At 35.4% G+C, this 19055-nt stretch carries 21 protein-coding genes; 12 read left to right on the forward strand and 9 right to left on the reverse strand.

Annotated features, from left to right (window positions below; genetic code table 11):
• Window positions 1-26 precede the first annotated feature (26 nt).
• Window positions 27-617 carry a methyltransferase domain-containing protein gene (locus H7F21_RS12540; protein WP_343067653.1) on the reverse strand — a complete coding sequence of 197 codons (591 nt, stop codon included), beginning with the start codon at window positions 615-617 and terminating at the stop codon, window positions 27-29.
• Window positions 604-972 carry an RNA-binding S4 domain-containing protein gene (locus H7F21_RS12545; protein ID WP_185789632.1) on the reverse strand — a complete coding sequence of 123 codons (369 nt, stop codon included), beginning with the start codon at window positions 970-972 and terminating at the stop codon, window positions 604-606. The genes H7F21_RS12540 and H7F21_RS12545 overlap by 14 nt, the downstream gene beginning before the upstream one ends.
• Window positions 973-1106: 134 nt before the next feature.
• Here H7F21_RS12545 and H7F21_RS12550 point away from each other — a divergent pair, with 134 nt between their 5' ends.
• Window positions 1107-2135: an FKBP-type peptidyl-prolyl cis-trans isomerase gene (locus H7F21_RS12550; RefSeq protein WP_185789633.1), complete on the forward strand. Its 1029-nt coding sequence runs from the start codon at window positions 1107-1109 to the stop codon at window positions 2133-2135.
• A gap of 75 nt (window positions 2136-2210) precedes the next feature.
• Here H7F21_RS12550 and H7F21_RS12555 read toward each other — a convergent pair whose 3' ends face one another.
• From H7F21_RS12555 to H7F21_RS12565, 3 genes are read right to left on the reverse strand one after another with little or no spacing between them, the layout of a single operon-like run.
• Window positions 2211-2810 (reverse strand): outer membrane beta-barrel protein, encoded by a 600-nt coding sequence (locus tag H7F21_RS12555; RefSeq protein WP_185789634.1) that lies wholly within the window; start codon window positions 2808-2810, stop codon window positions 2211-2213.
• A 54-nt stretch (window positions 2811-2864) separates the two neighbouring features.
• A complete protein-coding gene (locus H7F21_RS12560; RefSeq protein ID WP_185789635.1) occupies window positions 2865-3818 on the reverse strand; it encodes a transketolase family protein in 954 nt (317 codons plus the stop codon).
• A gap of 40 nt (window positions 3819-3858) precedes the next feature.
• Entirely contained in the window at window positions 3859-4704 is an 846-nt protein-coding gene (locus tag H7F21_RS12565; RefSeq protein WP_185789636.1) for a transketolase, read from the reverse strand.
• A gap of 165 nt (window positions 4705-4869) precedes the next feature.
• On the opposite strand from H7F21_RS12565, the gene tgt reads away from it, so the two are divergent.
• The 11 genes from tgt to H7F21_RS12620 all read left to right on the forward strand — a co-directional run bounded on the left by tgt (window position 4870) and on the right by H7F21_RS12620 (window position 15658).
• A complete protein-coding gene (gene tgt, locus H7F21_RS12570; protein ID WP_185789637.1) occupies window positions 4870-6000 on the forward strand; it encodes a tRNA guanosine(34) transglycosylase Tgt in 1131 nt (376 codons plus the stop codon).
• A 57-nt stretch (window positions 6001-6057) separates the two neighbouring features.
• Complete coding sequence (locus tag H7F21_RS12575) at window positions 6058-7080, forward strand: LptF/LptG family permease (RefSeq protein ID WP_246431481.1); 1023 nt, start codon at window positions 6058-6060, stop codon at window positions 7078-7080.
• On the forward strand, window positions 7067-7975 hold the full coding sequence (locus H7F21_RS12580) for a DMT family transporter (protein WP_185789639.1): 909 nt from the start codon (window positions 7067-7069) through the stop codon (window positions 7973-7975). Before H7F21_RS12575 ends, H7F21_RS12580 begins: the two co-directional genes overlap by 14 nt.
• A 52-nt stretch (window positions 7976-8027) precedes the next feature.
• Window positions 8028-8981, forward strand: coding sequence for an acetyl-CoA carboxylase carboxyltransferase subunit alpha (locus H7F21_RS12585; RefSeq protein WP_185789640.1), 954 nt, complete (start codon window positions 8028-8030; stop codon window positions 8979-8981).
• A 168-nt stretch (window positions 8982-9149) separates the two neighbouring features.
• Window positions 9150-10682, forward strand: a complete 1533-nt coding sequence (gene dnaB, locus H7F21_RS12590; protein ID WP_185789641.1) for a replicative DNA helicase — start codon at window positions 9150-9152, stop codon at window positions 10680-10682.
• 68 nt (window positions 10683-10750) lie between these two features.
• The gene (locus H7F21_RS12595; protein ID WP_185789642.1) at window positions 10751-11785 is read left to right on the forward strand and encodes an AI-2E family transporter; all 1035 of its coding nucleotides are present in this window, start codon (window positions 10751-10753) and stop codon (window positions 11783-11785) included.
• Between the two features lie 61 nt (window positions 11786-11846).
• Window positions 11847-12764 (forward strand): aminotransferase class IV, encoded by a 918-nt coding sequence (locus H7F21_RS12600; protein WP_185789643.1) that lies wholly within the window; start codon window positions 11847-11849, stop codon window positions 12762-12764.
• Window positions 12757-13482 (forward strand): sulfotransferase-like domain-containing protein, encoded by a 726-nt coding sequence (locus H7F21_RS12605; RefSeq protein ID WP_185789644.1) that lies wholly within the window; start codon window positions 12757-12759, stop codon window positions 13480-13482. Before H7F21_RS12600 ends, H7F21_RS12605 begins: the two co-directional genes overlap by 8 nt.
• Window positions 13483-13716: 234 nt before the next feature.
• Entirely contained in the window at window positions 13717-14901 is a 1185-nt protein-coding gene (locus H7F21_RS12610) for an asparagine synthetase B (RefSeq protein WP_343067654.1), read from the forward strand.
• 49 nt (window positions 14902-14950) lie between these two features.
• Window positions 14951-15229 (forward strand): EF-hand domain-containing protein, encoded by a 279-nt coding sequence (locus H7F21_RS12615; protein ID WP_185789646.1) that lies wholly within the window; start codon window positions 14951-14953, stop codon window positions 15227-15229.
• 6 nt (window positions 15230-15235) lie between these two features.
• Window positions 15236-15658, forward strand: coding sequence for a secondary thiamine-phosphate synthase enzyme YjbQ (locus H7F21_RS12620; RefSeq protein ID WP_185789647.1), 423 nt, complete (start codon window positions 15236-15238; stop codon window positions 15656-15658).
• A gap of 80 nt (window positions 15659-15738) precedes the next feature.
• On the opposite strand, the gene rplT is transcribed toward H7F21_RS12620, so the two are convergent.
• The 4 genes from rplT to thrS all read right to left on the reverse strand — a co-directional run bounded on the left by rplT (window position 15739) and on the right by thrS (window position 18972).
• Window positions 15739-16083: a 50S ribosomal protein L20 gene (rplT, locus tag H7F21_RS12625; RefSeq protein WP_185789648.1), complete on the reverse strand. Its 345-nt coding sequence runs from the start codon at window positions 16081-16083 to the stop codon at window positions 15739-15741.
• Window positions 16084-16187: 104 nt separating this feature from the next.
• Window positions 16188-16385 carry a 50S ribosomal protein L35 gene (gene rpmI, locus H7F21_RS12630; protein WP_139698285.1) on the reverse strand — a complete coding sequence of 66 codons (198 nt, stop codon included), beginning with the start codon at window positions 16383-16385 and terminating at the stop codon, window positions 16188-16190.
• 61 nt (window positions 16386-16446) lie between these two features.
• Window positions 16447-16998, reverse strand: coding sequence for a translation initiation factor IF-3 (infC, locus tag H7F21_RS12635; protein ID WP_185789669.1), 552 nt, complete (start codon window positions 16996-16998; stop codon window positions 16447-16449).
• A gap of 33 nt (window positions 16999-17031) precedes the next feature.
• The gene (gene thrS / locus H7F21_RS12640) at window positions 17032-18972 is read right to left on the reverse strand and encodes a threonine--tRNA ligase (RefSeq protein ID WP_185789649.1); all 1941 of its coding nucleotides are present in this window, start codon (window positions 18970-18972) and stop codon (window positions 17032-17034) included.
• Between the last annotated feature and the right edge of the window lie 83 nt (window positions 18973-19055).

Consider the following 19055-nt stretch of genomic DNA (forward strand, 5'->3'; position numbering starts at 1 on the left):
TAAAGATACTTTAATTGAAAAACGCTTTATATACTTTCAAAGATAAAAAACAGTTCCTTACCTTTTCTGGGTTCAATAGAATTAATTGACTCATCAAAAGTTTTTATTCTAAAACGTTTTTTAAAAAGACTTTTATATTCAGTAAGACTTCCACCAAAAGGTGGTTCATTTTCAGTTAATGGAAAATTGAAAAGTAATCCAACAAGTTTACCTTGAGGCCTTAGTAATTGATACATTTTTTCAACATAATTAGGTCTTAAAATAGGATCTAGTGCACAAAAAAATGTTTGTTCCATTATAAGATCGAATTGAGCGTTTAGATTAAAAAAATCCATATGTAGTAGTTGTGTAGTAGGAAGATTTGGTATGCGATGGGATAAATGTTCTAATGGCTGTTTGGCGATATCAAGCGCATAAACATTTTTAAAACCTTTATTCCATAAGTATTCAACTTCATAGCTATTGCCAGCACCAGGAATTAGAATTTTTAATGATTTATCTTCAATTTGATCTACATAGATTTTTAATGGTGTAGATGGATATCCAATATCCCAACCTATTTGATACGTCTCATAACGCTGTTCCCAATAACTTTTGTTTAGTTTACTCTTCTTCATAAAATCCATCAATATCACGTCTATCTTTTTTTGTTGGTCTACCAGTACCTTTCTTTCTGTAGTAGTCTTTACTGAATTTTAATAGCTCTTTCGAGGCAAAAGCTTCCTTTGGAGTGGTATCCGTTCTGTAGATATCAACTAATTTTGCACCAACTCTATTTGGAGGCAAATCATTTACGGTTAGTTTATAGATTATTTGATCTTTTCTAAGTTCAATTTTATCCGTGGCATAAACCTCTCTAGATGGTTTTATTACAGCGCCATTAACTTTTACATGGCCTTTCTTGCAAGCTTTTGTGGCAATACTGCGCGTTTTATAATAGCGCACGCACCAAAGATATTTGTCTATTCGCATATATTTTTAACTAAAAACTACGTTAATCTTATTGTACAAAAATATTATTTTAATGTATCTTGCGCACTGAAAATAAGCAATAATGAACCCAGTATAAGATTTGTGGTGAATCTTTTACACCAACTAAGTAAATTATGAAAGTAAAACCGTTTAAACTAGTATTTTTATTGATGGCAGTTTTTCCTGCTCTTCTCATTTCTTGTGGTGGTGATGACGATGACGATGGTCCTACTTTTGTAGAAGAAGATAGAGCGGAGCAACAGATTGTGGATGATTCGACTTTAGTGGCTTATTTGACGACGCACTATTATAATTCAAGTCTTTTTGAATCCGATGAAGATTTTAAATACGATGATATTATAATCACCGAGTTAGAAGAAGGCGAAACAGTTCCAGATGGACATACTTTATTAATGGATGCTGTAGAGACTAGAACCACAACGTATCTTGAAGCTGATTATAAATATTATATTTTGAGATTGGATCAAGGAGATGAAGAAGCGGGCTTGCCAAGGTTCACAGACCAAGTAAGAGTGCGTTATGAAGGCAGTAATGTTGTAGGTGGTGACGTTTTTGATTCTTCAGTAACTCCTGTAGACTTATTCTTGCAAGGCAACTTGATTAGTACTTTTGGAACAATTAAGGGATGGCAGCTTGTTATGCCAACCTTTAATGCTGGTTTTCTTGATGGTATTGTTAATGGCATTGTAAATTATAGAGATTATGGCTTGGGCGTTATGTTTATACCATCAGGACTAGGCTACTTTTCTGGCACTACCACAGGATCGTCTTATGCTAATTTAATTTTTAAGTTTGAATTATTACAGTATCAAGAAGAGGATCACGATAACGATGGCATTCCTTCTTATGTTGAAGATTTAGATAATAGTTTGGAAGTTACTGACGACGATACAGATGATAACAACTTCCCAAATTTTATAGATATTGATGATGATGGCGATGGTGTTTCAACATTTAATGAATTAGTTCAAACCGAATATACTGAGGAACCAGTACTTGCCGCAAATGAATATATTTACAGCAGAAATGAAAATACTGGTATTATTATCACGGTAAAGGCGGTTGATGATAACAATAATGGCATTTTAGACTATTTGGATGAAACGGTTACTACAAATTACAATGAAAACGAGACAAACTAGAACATCCGTTTTTCTGTTCTAAAAAAAGCCACTAATTTTAATTAGTGGCTTTTTTATGATACTATAATTGAAGTCTTATAAGGCAATTGATAAACTCAATATCAATTGATCAGGTCTTGTGTCAATTCTACTTGTAATATCGGTACCAATATTGTTATTGATAAAGTTAGCTTCATTATCGCTAAAACCTCTCTCGTATCTTAGGTCAATTCCAATTTTGTTAAGGCTTAATCCAATTCCAAAATTTAAACCTACAGAAAACTCATCTTCTACATTATTAATATTAATACCATCAAACTCTGTATCCAATATATATTGTAATGATGGTCCGCCAAAAACACTAACTGGTCCAAGAACTTTTATACCCACCAATAGTGGTACATCTATTTTCTTCATACTAAACTGATCACTATCGTAATCACTTTTAGTGGCAGTGTAAACCAGCTCAGGTCTAAAATAGATTTGATTTCCTAATTTTCCAAAAACACCAATATGGTAGCCGATATTTCGATCTGGGTTTTGGGAATTTTCACCTATTGATTCAAAATAATCGCCATTGGCATTGTAATTCAATCCGCCTTTAAAACCAAAGGCACTACCTTTTTGGGCATTAACGGAAAAACCGATGAATGCAAAAACTACAGCTAAGTACGCTGCTTTTTTCAAATTTTTCATAATGTTCGTTTTTAAGATTAGATATGTAATATCAAAAACGTTGCCAAAATGAACTTATTTTCTTTTTAGCACATTTTTTACGGCTTGTTGTATCGCAGAACTGTTTAGTCCATACTTCTCCATAAGTTGCGCTGGTGTGCCAGATTCACCAAAAGTATCATTTGTAGCGATAAATTCTTGAGGTGTTGGGTTGTGTAATGCTAATACTCTAGAGACACTTTCTCCAAGACCTCCAAGGTAATTGTGTTCTTCGGCAGTGACGATACAACCTGTTTTTGATACAGATTGTAAAATTGCGGTTTCATCAAGAGGTTTTATAGTATGTATATTAATGACTTCAGCCGAAATACCTTGCTCATGTAAAACCTTAGAAGCTTCAAGTGCTTCCCAGACTAAATGACCCGTTGCAACAATAGTAACGTCATTGCCATCGATAAGTTTTACCGCTTTCCCGATTTCAAAATCACCATCTTCAGGAGTGAAGTTGGCTACCTTTGGACGTCCAAATCTTAAATAAACAGGGCCATGATGTTTCGCAATGGCTAATGTTGCTGCTTTGGTTTGATTGTAATCACAGGTATTAATCACAGTCATTCCTGGTAACATTTTCATCAATCCAATGTCTTCTAAAATTTGGTGTGTTGCACCATCTTCGCCTAAAGTTACGCCAGCATGCGATGCACATATTTTAACGTTCTTATCAGAATAGGCAACACTTTGACGTATCTGATCATAAACCCTACCAGTAGAAAAATTAGCAAATGTTCCAGTAAACGGTATTTTTCCTCCAATCGTCATGCCAGCAGCAATACCAATCATATTGGCTTCAGCAATACCAATCTGAAAAAAACGCTCTGGATGATTGGCTTTAAACTCATCCATTTTCAGAGAACCCGTTAAATCTGCACAAAGCGCAACAACGTTTTCATTCGTTTTTCCTAATTCTGTCAATCCAGCTCCGAAACCAGATCTTGTGTCTTTATTTCCCGTATTTGTATATGTTTTCATAGTAGTGCCCTAGAAAGAGGGTGTCTGTTTAATTAGTCTTTTAATAATCACCTAAAGTTTCAGCATTTTGAGCCAATCCTATTTCTAGTTGTTCGTCATTAGGCGCTTTACCATGCCAAGCATGTGTATGCATCATGAAATCCACACCATTACCCATAATAGTCTTCAACAAAACACAAACAGGTTTTCCTTTTCCAGTTTCTGCCTTGGCCTTGGCCATTCCATATAAAATGGCTTCTAAATTATTACCTTCTTCAATTTCCAATACGGTCCATCCAAAAGCTTCAAACTTCTCTTTTATGTTACCCATAGGTAATACATCGTCTGTAGCACCATCAATTTGCTGTCCATTTAAATCTATTGTAGAGATAAGATTATCAATTTTTTTTCCGGCGGCATACATTATAGCCTCCCAGTTTTGCCCTTCTTGTAATTCACCATCACCATGTAAGCTATAAATGAGGTGATTGTCCTTATTTAATTTTTTGGCCTCAGCTGCACCAATGGCAACCGACATGCCTTGACCTAGAGAGCCAGAAGCGATTCTTACACCAGGTAAACCTTCATGGGTGGTTGGATGCCCTTGCAATCTAGAGTTTACAAGTCTAAAAGTATTTAGTTCATCCACAGGAAAGTAATTAGCTCTTGCCAAAACGCTATAGTATACAGGTGAAATATGACCGTTGGAAAGGAAAAACAGATCTTCTCCAATCCCATCCATATCGAAACTTTCTTTAGTTTCCATGATTTCATTGAACAATGAAACAAAAAATTCGGCACATCCTAAAGAGCCTCCTGGATGACCAGAATTCACTTTGTGTACCATTCGTAAAATATCTCTACGAACCTGAGTAGTCAAATCTTCTAATTGTTGAATATTAGGCATATTGTGTTGCTTAAATTAATGGCACAAAAATAGTTTTTTATGAGGCTGTTACAAAAGCAGAATAGACACACTTATTAACGATTTTGCAGATTTGCTAACAATTTTAAATTTAATTAAGATGTAATGTATTTGAGTTAATTATATTTGCCATTAGACCCAATTTTAATGGATTTTAAACGCTTAGCAAAAGATAAAAAAACAAAGGCTAGGGCTGGAGTTATTACTACAGATCACGGGAAAATCGAAACTCCGATTTTTATGCCTGTTGGCACAGTGGCCTCGGTAAAAGGAGTGCATCAACGTGAGTTGAAAAATGATATTAATCCTGATATTATTCTTGGGAATACTTATCACCTTTATCTACGACCTCAAACTCATATTTTAGAGCAGGCAGGCGGACTTCATAAATTTATGAATTGGGATCGGAATATTTTAACGGACTCTGGAGGTTATCAAGTATATTCTCTATCTGCTAATAGAAAAATTAAAGAAGAGGGTGTAAAGTTTAGGTCTCATATCGATGGAAGCTATCACGTATTTACACCAGAAAATGTAATGGAGGTGCAGCGTAGTATAGGTGCTGATATTATTATGGCTTTTGATGAATGCACACCTTACCCTTGCGATTACAACTACGCCAAACGTTCCATGCACATGACACATCGTTGGTTAGAACGTTGTTTAACGCATTTAAAGAAAACACCTTTTAAATATGATTATGAGCAGACCTTTTTCCCTATAGTTCAAGGAAGTACTTATAAGAATTTAAGAATTCAATCTGCTGAGTATATTGCGAATGCAGGCGCAGAAGGCAATGCGATAGGAGGATTGTCTGTAGGTGAACCAGCGGAAGAAATGTATGCCATGACCGAAGTGGTTTGCAACATCTTGCCTGAAGATAAACCACGCTACTTAATGGGAGTTGGTACTCCAATCAATATTTTAGAAAATATAGCGTTAGGTGTAGATATGTTTGATTGTGTTATGCCTACGCGTAATGCGAGAAATGGCATGTTATTTACGGCTCATGGCACAATCAATATTAAAAATAAAAAATGGGCTGATGACTTTTCACCAATAGACGATATGGGAATCACTTTTGTAGATACCGATTACAGTAAGGCTTATCTAAAGCATTTATTCACGGTAAATGAGTTGTTGGGTAAGCAAATAGCAACAATTCATAATTTAGGCTTTTACCTATGGTTGGTTAGAGAGGCTAGAAAGCATATTATTGAGGGCGATTTCGGAGCATGGAAAGAAAAAATGGTCAAACAAATGGATAAAAGGTTGTAATACGTGAAGATCTTAGATTGGTACATATTAAAGCGCTATTTGTTTACATTTCTAATGATGCTGTTACTTTTTATTCCCATTGGAATTACCGTAGATTTAGCAGAAAAGGTTGGGAAAATTTTAGAGAACAAAGCACCTTTTGCCGAGGTAACAGCCTATTATTTGGATTTCACTGTCTATTTTGCTAATCTCTTATTTCCTTTATTCTTATTTCTATCAGTTATTTGGTTTACCTCCAAGTTGGCCAACAATACTGAGATAGTAGCGTTTTTGAGCTCTGGTGTCTCTTTTTCAAGATTTTTGAGGCCTTATTTAATAGGAGCCAGTATTGTTGCTGTTTTTGCATTGGTTTTGGGTATGTATTTGGCACCAATTGCAAGTCAAGGGTTTAACGAATTTAAGTTCAAATACCTCAAAAAAAACAAAAGTATCCAGAAGACAAGGGATGTATATCGACAAATTAATGACAATGACTATATTTATGTGAGTAGGTTTATTCCAAAAAATAAATCAGGAATGAACTTTACTTACGAACATTTTGAGGGCAATGAGCTTAAGTATAAAATATTCGCGGATAACATAAGATATATAGAAGAAGATAGCAGTTATAGATTAACGTCGTATGTAAAGCGGACATTTACAGATAGTACTGAAATTTTAGAAAAGGAAACAAAAAAAGATATCATTTTTCCTTTTGAGCTTGAAGACTTAACGCCTGTTGAATATGCTGCAGAAACCAAATCCTACGGTGAACTTTTGAAGTTTATTGATTCAGAAAAACGACGTGGTTCTCCTAATATTGGACGCTATGAAGTGGTAAAGCTAAAAAAATGGAGCCTTCCGGTTTCAATTTTTATTCTAACAATAATCGCAGTTGCTGTATCTTCTGTGAAACGACGTGGTGGTATGGGTGTTAATTTGGCTTTTGGTATCGCCATTGCTATGATCTATGTATTCTTCGATAAGATTTTTGGTGTTATGGCAGAGCAATCTAATTTCCCGGCAATCATTGCGGTTTGGTTCCCTAATGTAATATTTGGTATTTTAGCTATATACCTTTTGCAAAATGCCAAACGCTAAACTTAAGCAATACCTTCATTTACATCTTCTGGTTTTTATTGCTGGCTTTACGGCGATTTTAGGCGAACTCATTACCATTGGCGCATTAGCTTTAGTTTGGTATAGAATGGCAATAGCGGGAATTCTAATGTTCTTATATATTAAGGTGATAAGATTGAACATTAAAATCTCCAAAAAGGCATTCTTACAATTTTCAGCAGCTGGTGTTATTATCGCATTACATTGGATTACGTTTTTTGAGGCTATCAACCAAGCTAATGTATCCATTGCTTTGGCCATGTTTTCTTCCGGAGCTTTTTTTGCGTCATTCATTGAGCCTATCTTTTTTAAAAGACGAATTTTGGGTTATGAAATTTTATTTGGCATCGTCGTTATTTTAGGTGTTTTTTTAATTACCAGTAGTGAGATGGGCTATATTAATGGTATTATTTTAGGTTTGGCATCAGCCTTATTTTCAACACTATTTGCTGTCATAAACGGACGGTTCATTGAACGTTATAATGCTACTGTGATTTCCTTTTATGAGTTTGTGAGTGGGGTCCTTTTTTTGACTGCTTTTATTCTATTGTCTGGTACAACATTTAATGCTGAATTCTTTACACTTTCAAGTTCAGATTGGATTTATATTTTCATTTTGGCTTCTGTTTGCACAGCCTATGCTTTTATTGGAGCTGTAGAGGTAATGCGTTATATTAGTCCTTTTACGGTAATTTTGAGTTATAACTTGGAGCCTATCTATGGTATAGCTATGGCATTGATCTTATTTCCAGAGACAGAGAAAATGTCACCACAATTTTATATTGGTGCCGCTTTGGTAATTGTCACTGTTCTTATGGATGCTGTGCTGAAGAACTATAAAAAGCGAAAGAATAAATCCAATGCGATTACCAATTAAAGTTTTTATATTTGCATTAACTAACTAAACAAAAAAACTAACTTCAAATTGTATGGAATATCTAGAGTTTGAATTACCCATAAAAGAATTAGAAGAACAGCTTCAAAAATGTCAGATTATTGGCGAAGAAAGTGATGTAGATGTCACCGAAACTTGTAAACAAATTGAAAAGAAACTGGCAGAAGCAAAGAAAGATATTTATAAAAATCTTACGGCATGGCAACGTGTTCAGTTATCGCGTCATCCAGACAGACCTTATACATTAGATCATATTAAAGCGCTTTGTGGAGATTCTTTTTTAGAACTTCATGGAGATAGAAACGTTAAAGATGATAAAGCCATGATTGGTGGCTTGGGAAAAATAGGTGACCAATCCTATATGTTTATAGGTCAACAAAAAGGGTTCAATACAAAAACAAGACAGTATCGAAATTTTGGAATGTCTAATCCTGAAGGCTATCGTAAGGCCTTGCGTCTAATGAAGTCTGCAGAAAAGTTTGGAATTCCAGTGGTAACCTTAATAGATACTCCAGGTGCTTATCCTGGCTTGGAGGCGGAAGAGCGCGGACAAGGTGAGGCCATTGCAAGAAACATCTTAGAAATGACACGTCTTAAAGTACCAATTATTACAGTAATTATTGGTGAAGGTGCTTCTGGAGGAGCATTGGGTATTGGCGTTGGTGATAAGGTAATGATGCTAGAGAATACTTGGTACTCTGTAATTTCTCCAGAATCGTGTTCGTCTATTTTATGGAGAAGTTGGGAATATAAGGAACAAGCTGCCGAAGCTTTAAAGTTAACAGCTAAGGACATGAAGCGCATGAAGCTTGTGGACCAAATCATTAAAGAACCTCTTGGTGGCGCTCATAAGGACAGAGAGAAAACGTTTATGGCTGTTAGGGATGCCATAGTAAAATCTTATGAGGAGTTGAAAAACTTATCACCAAAAGAATTGATGAAACAGCGCATGGATAAATATGATGAAATGGGAGTCTATAAAGACTAAATCCCCTAAACATAGGCAACCTATAAAAACTGAAGTTTTGACTTCGGTTTTTTTTATCACTATTAACAATATATTCGAGTTATTAACAGATAGATTGTTAATGACCTGTTAAGATTGTAAAATCCAATCTTGCAGTTCGTCGATACTATTTAGCTACTTTTGTTACTTATGAAACAACCCAATCCAATACAAGGATATAAAGTCGATAAAAGCACTATCATTAGTTTAGAGAAAGGAAAAATACCTCCACAAGCTATTGATTTAGAGGAAGTTGTGCTTGGAGCTATGATGATTGATAAAAAGGGTGTTGATGAAGTTATAGATATTTTAAGTCCTGAAGCTTTTTACAAGGATGCACATAAACACATCTTTGAAGCTATTTTCAAATTATTTGAAAACAGTGAACCTGTTGACTTATTAACCGTTTCTAGTCAATTAAAGAAAGATGAAAAGTTGGATTTGATTGGTGGCGATTTTTACCTTATTTCGTTAACCCAACGTGTCTCATCTTCAGCGCATATAGAATTCCATGCACGTATCATTCTTCAAAAGTATATTCAGCGAAGTTTGATTAAGATTTCAAACGAAATTATTGAAGATGCGTACGATGAGACCAAAGATGTTTTTGATCTTCTGGATAATGCAGAAGCCAAGCTTTATGAAGTGACTCAAGGTAACGTTAAAAAATCAACAGAAACTGCACAAAGTTTGGTGATTCAAGCCAAGAAGAAAATTGAGGATATCTCAAACAAGGAAGGCCTTAGTGGAATTCCAACTGGTTTCGATAAAGTTGATAAATTAACCTCTGGATGGCAACCGTCGGATTTAATTATTATCGCTGCACGTCCTGGTATGGGGAAGACAGCTTTAACACTGACTATGGCAAGAAATATTGCTGTAGACTTTAACCAACCTGTTGCGTTTTTCTCATTAGAGATGTCATCAGTTCAATTGATTACGAGACTTATATCCAGTGAAACAGGGTTATCTTCAGAAAAGCTGAGAACAGGAAAACTAGAAAAGCACGAATGGGAACAACTCAATGTAAAAGTGAAGACCTTGGAAAAGGCACCTCTTTTTATTGATGACACACCATCATTATCTATTTTTGATTTAAGAGCAAAAGCACGTCGTTTGGCCTCGCAGTATGGTATAAAGATGATTATGATCGATTATCTACAACTTATGACTGCAGGTGGAAGTCAAAAAGGAGGTAATCGTGAACAGGAAATTTCTACAATTTCACGTAACCTTAAAGCCTTAGCTAAGGAACTAAGCGTACCAGTTATCGCTTTATCTCAGTTGTCTCGTGCCGTGGAAACGCGTGGAGGTAGCAAAAGACCATTATTATCTGACTTACGTGAATCGGGAGCAATTGAGCAAGATGCAGATATTGTATCATTTATTTATAGACCAGAATACTACAAGATAGACGAGTGGGACGATGAAGAACGTTCTCCAACCGAGGGTCAAGGCGAATTTATTGTAGCTAAGCACAGAAATGGTGGTTTGGATAATATTAGACTGAAGTTTATTGGTCATTTAGGGAAGTTCGATAATCTAGATGATTTTGATACACCTTTTGGTGAGTTCCATTCTAAAATGAATGCCGCAGCCAATGACGACACCTTTAGACCAGATAATTTCCCATCTGCAGGAGATGCTTTCGACGCACCAGAAGATGATGGTGTGCCATTTTAACAATAGCCATGGGCAATTAAGTTCTTTTTTGGCGTATCTTCGCATTTCGTATTTATAAGAATTGCCTCATGTTAGATCAAAGACGTACAACAAATATTTTGTTGTTAATAATTGTAATACCTCTTGTTTTTTACCTGCTTAAAATACTATCGTTTATATTTATTCCATTGATTTTTTCAATGTTTATCGCCTTACTTTTTTTGCCTTTAATGCGATATTTAGGACGTAGAAAAGTACCAAAATTCGTTAGCATCATTATAGTTTTACTTTTGGTAACTGGAGGCGTTATGTTGGGCATAGAACTTATTCAATTGTCTAGTAAAGAGATCTTGGCGTCCCAATCTGATTTTTTTCCAAAGGCAGAAGAAAAGCTGGCAGACTTAAGGTTATACCTTACGGATAGCTTCGGAATCGAAATAGAACAAGACACGAATGTCATTGCGCAATTATTTCAAAAAGATAACTTAGGATCGACTATTGGATTTTTAAATTCATTTTTAACAGGCTTACTTATGACAATATTTTTTGTTGTACTATGGTTAGCAGAATCCATTAATGTTCACAACCTATTAAACAACACACTATTAAAACAAAAACATACATCGATTAAAGCTTTTATGAAAATCGAGAAAGACCTTATTAAGTTCATTAAAGTGAAGTTTTTAGTGAGTGCCTTAACAGGTTTGTTTACAGGGCTGATGTGCGTATTCTTCGATGTAAGCTTTCCTATTTTTTGGGGATTATTTGCTTTTGCCATCAATTTTGTGCAAATGGTAGGTTCTTTTATATCAGTAATACTTCTGTCAATTTTTGCATTTGTAGAATTGGACCCAACCAGTACACTATTCTTTTTTATACTCTGTATTACAATGGTACAAGTGACGTTCGGTGCTATTCTAGAACCAATTTTTATGGGAAAATCATTCTCCATAAATATTATTGCGGTTTTGGTGATGCTAATGTTTTGGGGATTTTTATGGGGAATTCCAGGGCTGATTATGGCAATTCCTATTACAGTTTTCATAAAAATTATTTTAGAGCAATTCCCGAATACCAAAGTTATTGCAAGTTTACTATCCGGGAATCAAACGACCTTAGACTAGTATTAATTCTTACTTAAAAGAATTGTAATTTTAAGTATATTTCTAGTTTAAAACTAGAGATATGGTCCATGGTACGCATAATGCACAAGAAGATTCAAGAAACAATGATATTCTCATTTCAATCAATGATGAACTTTATCCACGAAAGGAGGCAAAAATAAGTGTTTTTGATAGTGGCTATTTAGTAGGTGATGGTGTATGGGAAGCCCTGCGTTTACATCATGGTGTACTTGTTTTTAAAGAGGATCATTTTAATAGACTATGGCAATCTGCTGCCACAGTTGGTATGCACTTACCATTTACGAAAGAAGAACTTATAGCTAAAGTTTGGGCCACATTGAATGCCAATGCTATGACGAATGGTGTTCATGTGAGAATTATGGTAACGCGAGGTATAAAAAAAACACCGTCACAAGATCCAAGACTGACTATTTCCGGTCCAAATGTGGTGATCATACCTGAGTATAAAACAGCCTCTAAGGCATCAAGGGAAAAAGGAATTACATTATTTACGAGTAGTATACGACGAGGTTCACCAGATTATTTAGACCCAAGATTAAATTGCCATAGTAAGCTTCACGAAGTACAAGCTTTGATCCAAGCTATTGAAGCAGGTGCAGATGAAGCCCTTATGCTAGATGTAAATGGTTTTGTTGCGACCTGTAATGCCACTAACTTCTTCATGATAAAAGATGGTGAGGTTTGTACGTCAACTAGCAAATACTGTATGAACGGCATAACAAGGGCAAAGGTCATCGAGGTTTGTAAAGCAAATGGAATTACTTGTATTGAAAAGGATTTCTCATTGTTCGATGTTTACGGTGCCGATGAAGCTTTCGTAACTGGTACATTCGGAGGCTTAACACCAGTGACAAAAATTGATGGAAGACAAATAGGAAAAGGAAACTATGGCCACATGACCAGACAATTGAGCAACTTGTATGAAGCATTAATTGACAACGCTGTTAAGAATGGATAGTACAAAACGTATTTGTCTTTGGTCTGGACCAAGAAATATTTCTACAGCATTAATGTACGCATTTGCACAGCGTGCGGACACCAAGGTCTTTGATGAACCCTTGTATGCCTATTACTTGAAGCATCATCCTGAAGCGCATAAATATCATCCTGGGGTTGATGATATTTTGAATACCATGGAGATCGATGGCAATAAAGTTGTACAGGAGATGTTGTCTAATAACAGAAAACCCGTTTTGTTTTTTAAGCATATGACGCATCATTTACTGGATTTAGATCGTAAGTTTATGGAAAAGACCATCAGCATTATTCTTACAAGGAATCCAGTAGATATGTTGCCGTCATTTGATAAAGTCATCCAAAACCCAACCATTGATGACGTTGGTTACGCACTCCATATTGAGTTGTTGCGCTACTTCGAAAAGCATAATATTCCTTTTACCGTTTTAGACTCAAAAAGAGTTCTGGAAGACCCCAAAAAAGTATTGAGTAAGTTATGCGATTTTGCGAATATTCAATTTGAAGAAAACATGCTGTCTTGGCAACCACAGCAACGTGTAGAAGATGGGATTTGGGCAAAGTATTGGTATCATAATGTTCATCAATCAAGTGGTTTTCAACAGTACAAAGCCAAAGACGAACCATTTCCAGAGCATCTTAATATGCTGCTTGAACAGTGTCAACCATATTATAATGAACTCATTAAGTATGCGCTATAGGTCTTAAAAGAATTATAATTTTGGTACAATCCGAATAAAAATTAAGTATCTTCCGTTTTAAATTTATGAACTAGAAAGTCCATAGTGGGCATTTGGCTAAAATAGGAAGTACAACGAAATTATAATATTGCTTAACATAGGTTTTGGAGAATTAAATAAATGAAAAAAATTGCCTTCATCATTATTGGACTTTTATTAAATGTTAATGCTTACGCATCTTATATTCTTATTCCTATGGATGCGGAATCACAAGAAAATCATCTTAAGGCCTACGGTGTAACGTATTGGACTTTGGAGCGCGAGTTAAAGGTAAAGTGGTTACTCAATTACAGAGGGGGTTCGTTTCTACTACCAGATGCCGAAATTATTCAACGTGAATGTCAGATTAGAGGTGTGTCTTTCGAAGTGATATCAGATTCAAAAGCGGCTCAAATTCTTGAAGATATTAGCAGTCCCTCAGTAAACCAAGAGGCCGTTGTTTTAGAGAAAGCACCAAAGATTGCAGTGTATACACCTTATGGAAAACAACCATGGGACGATGCAGTGACCATGGTATTAACTTATGCCGAGATCCCTTACGAAACTATTTATGATGAAGAAGTGTTAAAGGATGAATTGTTATTATATGATTGGCTGCATTTACATCATGAAGACTTTACAGGTCAGTATGGTAAATTTTACAGAACCTATCGTTCTGCGGCATGGTATATTGAAGAAAAAAAGACAGCTGAAGAGCTGTCTGAGAAGTTGGGTTACGATAAAGTGTCAGATGCTAAATTAGCAGTGGCTTTAAAGATAAGGGACTATGTCGTTGGAGGTGGTTTTATGTTTGCCATGTGCTCTGCAACAGATAGTTTTGATATCGCGCTTTCCGCAGAGAACATTGATATTTGTGAACCAATGTTTGACGGAGACGGCAGTGATCCTGGTTATCAGAATAAGATTGATTTTTCAAAAACATTCGCATTTAAAGATTATATTTTGGAACGTAGCCCTAATGTTTATGAATTCTCTTCAATAGATATGACGCGCAAACGCCAAATTCCATTTAAAACGGATTACTTCTCGTTAATGGAATATTCTGCAAAATGGGACCCAATTCCAACAATGTTAACTCAAAACCACACATCGCTGGTAAAGGGTTTTATGGGACAGACGACATCTTTTACAAGAGATCAGATTAAGTCCAACGTTCTTGTTATGGGAGAGAATAAAACGAACGGTGAAGCTAAATATATTCATGGTATAAAAGGAAAAGGGTTTTTCACGTTTTATGGAGGTCATGATCCAGAGGATTATACCCACAGAGTGGGAGATCCAAAAACAGAACTGGACTTGCATCCAACCTCACCCGGTTATAGACTAATCCTTAATAACGTTTTGTTTCCTGCTGCTAAGAAGAAGAAGCAGAAAACTTAATTCTGAGCTATTTTTTTCGTATTTTAAACTGATACTAATTCATGTTACGATGGGAAGAAAAGAAGAGATACTCAATAAAATCCAAATCTTAATAACAAATCATTTTTCGACATCAGAAGCAGCCTTTGCCTTTTTTGACAAAAATGGTGACGGAAAATTAACTAAAAATGAAATCAAGGACTTATTGAAAGAGGCAGAGATAAATGGTTTTCTCAGAGGGATTGTCTCTTCAAAATTGATTGACGTTTACGATAAAGATGGCGATGAACTTATTGATTGGGAAGAGTTTAAATTTGCGATTAATGAGATTTCTGATGAATCAAAATAAAGCTGAATGAAATTTTTCCAACGGGAAATTAGGCTGCCAGCTTATTCTAGAGGTTTTCACCTAATTACGGATCAGCTTCTAGATGCTATTCCAGAGATTAGTGACATTAAGATTGGTCAGCTACAAGTTTTTATTAAGCATACGTCGGCAAGTTTAACCATAAATGAAAATGCCGATCCAACGGTTCGTTTGGATTTTGAAAGTCATATCAATAAAATGGTGCCTGAAAATCAATCTTACTATAAACATACATTTGAAGGGTCTGATGATATGCCTGCACATATTAAATCGTCTTTAATGGGTGCTTCAGTAGCGATTCCAATTACTAATGGTAAACTTAATCTAGGTACTTGGCAAGGTATTTACCTATGTGAGCATCGGAATAATGCTTCTGGAAGAACTCTAATAATAACGGCCTTTGGAAATTGAGTTATAAAACAAAAAATCCGATTCATACGAATCGGATTTTTAAATAAGCGAAATGTTGTTATTAATTTTGGCTAAAAGCCTTATTTAACTTTGTTTACTATTGCTTCAAAAGCTTCTGGGTGATTCATAGCTAAATCTGCAAGAACCTTACGATTCAATTCGATATTATTTGCTTTAAGTCCTCCCATAAATTTTGAATAGCTCATTCCATGTTGTCTTGCACCTGCGTTAATACGCATAATCCATAACGAACGAAATGTTCTCTTTTTGTTTCTACGGTCTCTATACGAGTATTGCATCGCTTTGTCAACCGCATTTTTGGCTACTGTCCAGACGTTTTTACGTCTTCCCCAGTATCCTTTTGCTTGCTTAAGAACCTTTTTTCTTCTGGCTCTTTTTGCTACTGAATTTACTGATCTTGGCATTTCTTTAATTGTTTTTTGTAGTAGGCGGTAGAATAATCTACACTTGCTAAATACTTTTGCCTAACTCCAGGGTTTATAAATTATTTTAACCGATTAAAACCGTATTACTTTAAACGTAACATGGTTTTAACATTATCTTCGTCAGCCTTATGTACTAAAGTATCATGGGTCAACGCAAGCTTACGCTTTTTAGATTTTTTTGTCAAAATATGACTCTTAAAAGCGTGCTTTCTTTTAATCTTACCAGTGCCAGTTAGTTTGAAACGTTTCTTAGCACTCGATTTTGTTTTCATTTTAGGCATTTTGTCCTAGATTTAATTTACGTTTCGCTTATCTTTCATGCTGATATTTTTTCAGCATTGTTTATTTATTCTTTTTTGGGGCGATGAACATAATCATTCGCTTACCTTCAAGTTTTGGCATTTGTTCTACTTTACCAAACTCTTCAAGATCCTGTGCTAATCTTAATAATAAGATTTGCCCTTGCTCTTTAAACACTATAGAACGCCCTTTAAAGAACACAAAGGCTTTCAACTTTGCACCATCTTTCAAGAACTTAATAGCATGTTTCTTTTTGAATTCGTAATCATGGTCATCTGTTTGAGGACCAAAACGAATTTCTTTTACTACTACTTTCGTAGCCTTAGATTTTAAAGCTTTTTCTCGTTTCTTTTGTTCGTAAAGAAACTTTTTATAATCCATGATCTTACAAACAGGAGGGTTCGCATTTGGCGAAATCTCAACCAGATCCAAACCTTGTTCGTCAGCCATGGAAAGCGCTTGCTTAATAGGATACACACCTACTTCAACGTTGTCTCCAACAACTCTTACTTCTTCAGATCTAATTTTAGAATTTATACGATGTTTGTCCTCTTGGGATTCACGTCTATTATAACTTCTTCTGTTTCTACGTATTGCTATGGCTTATATATTTAAATTAAACATTATTTATTTAAAAGTTTTCAAACTTTTATTTACTTTATCTTTTATAATTTCCGAAAATTCATTTACACTTATTGTGCCAAGGTCTTCTCCACCATGTTGACGCACTGTAATTGTATTATCCTTTTCTTCTTGCTCTCCAACGATAATCATATAAGGGAATTTTTGCATTTCAGCTTCCCGAATTTTTTTACCTACTGTTTCATTTCTGTTGTCAGCAAGGGCGCGAATTTCGTCATTTTCTAGCAAATTTAAAACTTTTTCAGCGTATTTTTCATATTTCTCACTTACAGACAGTATAATAGCTTGTTCTGGCATCAACCAAAGCGGGAAATTTCCACCAGTGTGTTCTAGCAAGATCGCAACAAAACGCTCCATACTTCCAAATGGTGCACGATGAATCATCACTGGTCTATGCATCTCATTATCGCTGCCCTTGTAGGTTAAATCAAAGCGCTCAGGTAGGTTGTAATCTACCTGTATCGTACCCAGTTGCCACTGACGCCCAAGAGCATCTTTTACCATAAAATCTAACTTAGGCCCATAAAATGCGGCTTCGCCAGTTTCGACAATATAGTTTAGGCCTTTATCTTTTGCGGCATTAAGAATCGCGTTTTCTGCTTTTTCCCAATTCTCATCACTACCAATATATTTTTCTGGTTTTTCTGGATCTCTCAACGATACTTGAGCGGTGAAATTCTCAAAACCAAGAGATCCAAAAACATAAAGTACTAAATCAATTACCTCCTTAAACTCTGTATCTAACTGATCTGGTGTACAGAATATATGTGCATCATCTTGCGTAAATCCTCTTACTCGAGTCAATCCATGCAATTCACCACTTTGCTCATATCTATATACGGTACCAAATTCCGCGAAGCGTTTAGGTAATTCTTTATATGAAAATGGTCTACTATTATATATCTCACAATGATGCGGACAGTTCATTGGCTTAAGTAAAAACTCTTCACCTTCAGCGGGCGTATTAATAGGTTGAAAACTGTCTTCACCATATTTTGCAAAATGACCAGACGTAACATATAGGTCCTTGCTGCCAATATGAGGTGTAACGACCATTTCGTAACCAGCTTTCTTTTGAGCAGCTTTTAAGAAGTTTTCTAAACGTTCACGCAAAGCGGCACCTTTTGGTAACCATAATGGTAGGCCTTGTCCAACCTTTTGTGAAAAAGTAAAAAGCTCAAGTTCTTTGCCCAATTTTCTGTGATCACGCTTTTTAGCCTCTTCTAATAGATGAAGATACTCTGTGAGTTCTTTTTGTTTAGGGAAAGAGATACCATAAACTCTGGTTAACTGTTTTTCATTCTCATCACCTTTATAATAAGCTCCAGCAACACTCAATATTTTGACGGCTTTAACAATACTTGTATTAGGAATATGACCACCTCGACATAAATCCGTAAATGTAGCATGGTCGCAAAAACTTATGGTACCGTCTTGAAGCCCCTCAATGAGATCGACTTTGTATTCATTTTTACCTTTATAATAAGATAATGCATCAGCTTTAGAAACCTCACGCATTTTAAAGTCGTGTTTTCCACGAGCAATTTCTATAATTTTATTCTCTATGGTTTTAAAGTCTTTCTCAGAAATCACATCTTCACCTAGATCAACATCGTAATAAAAACCATTCTCTATAGCAGGACCGACCCAAAGCTTCACTCCTGGATATAATTCTTCTAGAGCTTGAGCCAAAATATGAGCAGTAGAATGCCAAAAGGCTTTCTTACCGGCATCATCTCTCCATGTATATAATGTAAGATTACCATTTGTTGTTAATGGAGTGGTGGTTTCAATAACATTGTCATTGAATTTTGCTGAAATAACATTTCGTGCGAACCCTTCGCTAATATCTACAGCCACTTCATAGGGAGTTACATCTTTCTCAAAAGATCTAACGGAACCGTCAGGTAGAGTAATTTTAATCATTATATATGGTATAAATTTTAGCCTACAAAGATATATCTATATATAGAAAGGACAAAGTGAAGTTTTTAATAAAAAATTCATCT

The organism is Winogradskyella flava, assembly GCF_014243395.1.
Classification (GTDB): Bacteria; Bacteroidota; Bacteroidia; order Flavobacteriales; family Flavobacteriaceae; genus Winogradskyella; species Winogradskyella flava.

Coding starts and splice junctions, on each gene's coding strand:
- H7F21_RS12540 (WP_343067653.1), bottom strand. CDS start 617: ATGAAGAAGAGTAAACTAAACAAAAGTTATTGGGAACAGCGTTATGAG.
- H7F21_RS12545 (WP_185789632.1), bottom strand. CDS start 972: ATGCGAATAGACAAATATCTTTGGTGCGTGCGCTATTATAAAACGCGC.
- H7F21_RS12550 (WP_185789633.1), top strand. CDS start 1,107: ATGAAAGTAAAACCGTTTAAACTAGTATTTTTATTGATGGCAGTTTTT.
- H7F21_RS12555 (WP_185789634.1), bottom strand. CDS start 2,810: ATGAAAAATTTGAAAAAAGCAGCGTACTTAGCTGTAGTTTTTGCATTC.
- H7F21_RS12560 (WP_185789635.1), bottom strand. CDS start 3,818: ATGAAAACATATACAAATACGGGAAATAAAGACACAAGATCTGGTTTC.
- H7F21_RS12565 (WP_185789636.1), bottom strand. CDS start 4,704: ATGCCTAATATTCAACAATTAGAAGATTTGACTACTCAGGTTCGTAGA.
- tgt (WP_185789637.1), top strand. CDS start 4,870: ATGGATTTTAAACGCTTAGCAAAAGATAAAAAAACAAAGGCTAGGGCT.
- H7F21_RS12575 (WP_246431481.1), top strand. CDS start 6,058: ATGCTGTTACTTTTTATTCCCATTGGAATTACCGTAGATTTAGCAGAA.
- H7F21_RS12580 (WP_185789639.1), top strand. CDS start 7,067: ATGCCAAACGCTAAACTTAAGCAATACCTTCATTTACATCTTCTGGTT.
- H7F21_RS12585 (WP_185789640.1), top strand. CDS start 8,028: ATGGAATATCTAGAGTTTGAATTACCCATAAAAGAATTAGAAGAACAG.
- dnaB (WP_185789641.1), top strand. CDS start 9,150: ATGAAACAACCCAATCCAATACAAGGATATAAAGTCGATAAAAGCACT.
- H7F21_RS12595 (WP_185789642.1), top strand. CDS start 10,751: ATGTTAGATCAAAGACGTACAACAAATATTTTGTTGTTAATAATTGTA.
- H7F21_RS12600 (WP_185789643.1), top strand. CDS start 11,847: ATGGTCCATGGTACGCATAATGCACAAGAAGATTCAAGAAACAATGAT.
- H7F21_RS12605 (WP_185789644.1), top strand. CDS start 12,757: ATGGATAGTACAAAACGTATTTGTCTTTGGTCTGGACCAAGAAATATT.
- H7F21_RS12610 (WP_343067654.1), top strand. CDS start 13,717: ATGGATGCGGAATCACAAGAAAATCATCTTAAGGCCTACGGTGTAACG.
- H7F21_RS12615 (WP_185789646.1), top strand. CDS start 14,951: ATGGGAAGAAAAGAAGAGATACTCAATAAAATCCAAATCTTAATAACA.
- H7F21_RS12620 (WP_185789647.1), top strand. CDS start 15,236: ATGAAATTTTTCCAACGGGAAATTAGGCTGCCAGCTTATTCTAGAGGT.
- rplT (WP_185789648.1), bottom strand. CDS start 16,083: ATGCCAAGATCAGTAAATTCAGTAGCAAAAAGAGCCAGAAGAAAAAAG.
- rpmI (WP_139698285.1), bottom strand. CDS start 16,385: ATGCCTAAAATGAAAACAAAATCGAGTGCTAAGAAACGTTTCAAACTA.
- thrS (WP_185789649.1), bottom strand. CDS start 18,972: ATGATTAAAATTACTCTACCTGACGGTTCCGTTAGATCTTTTGAGAAA.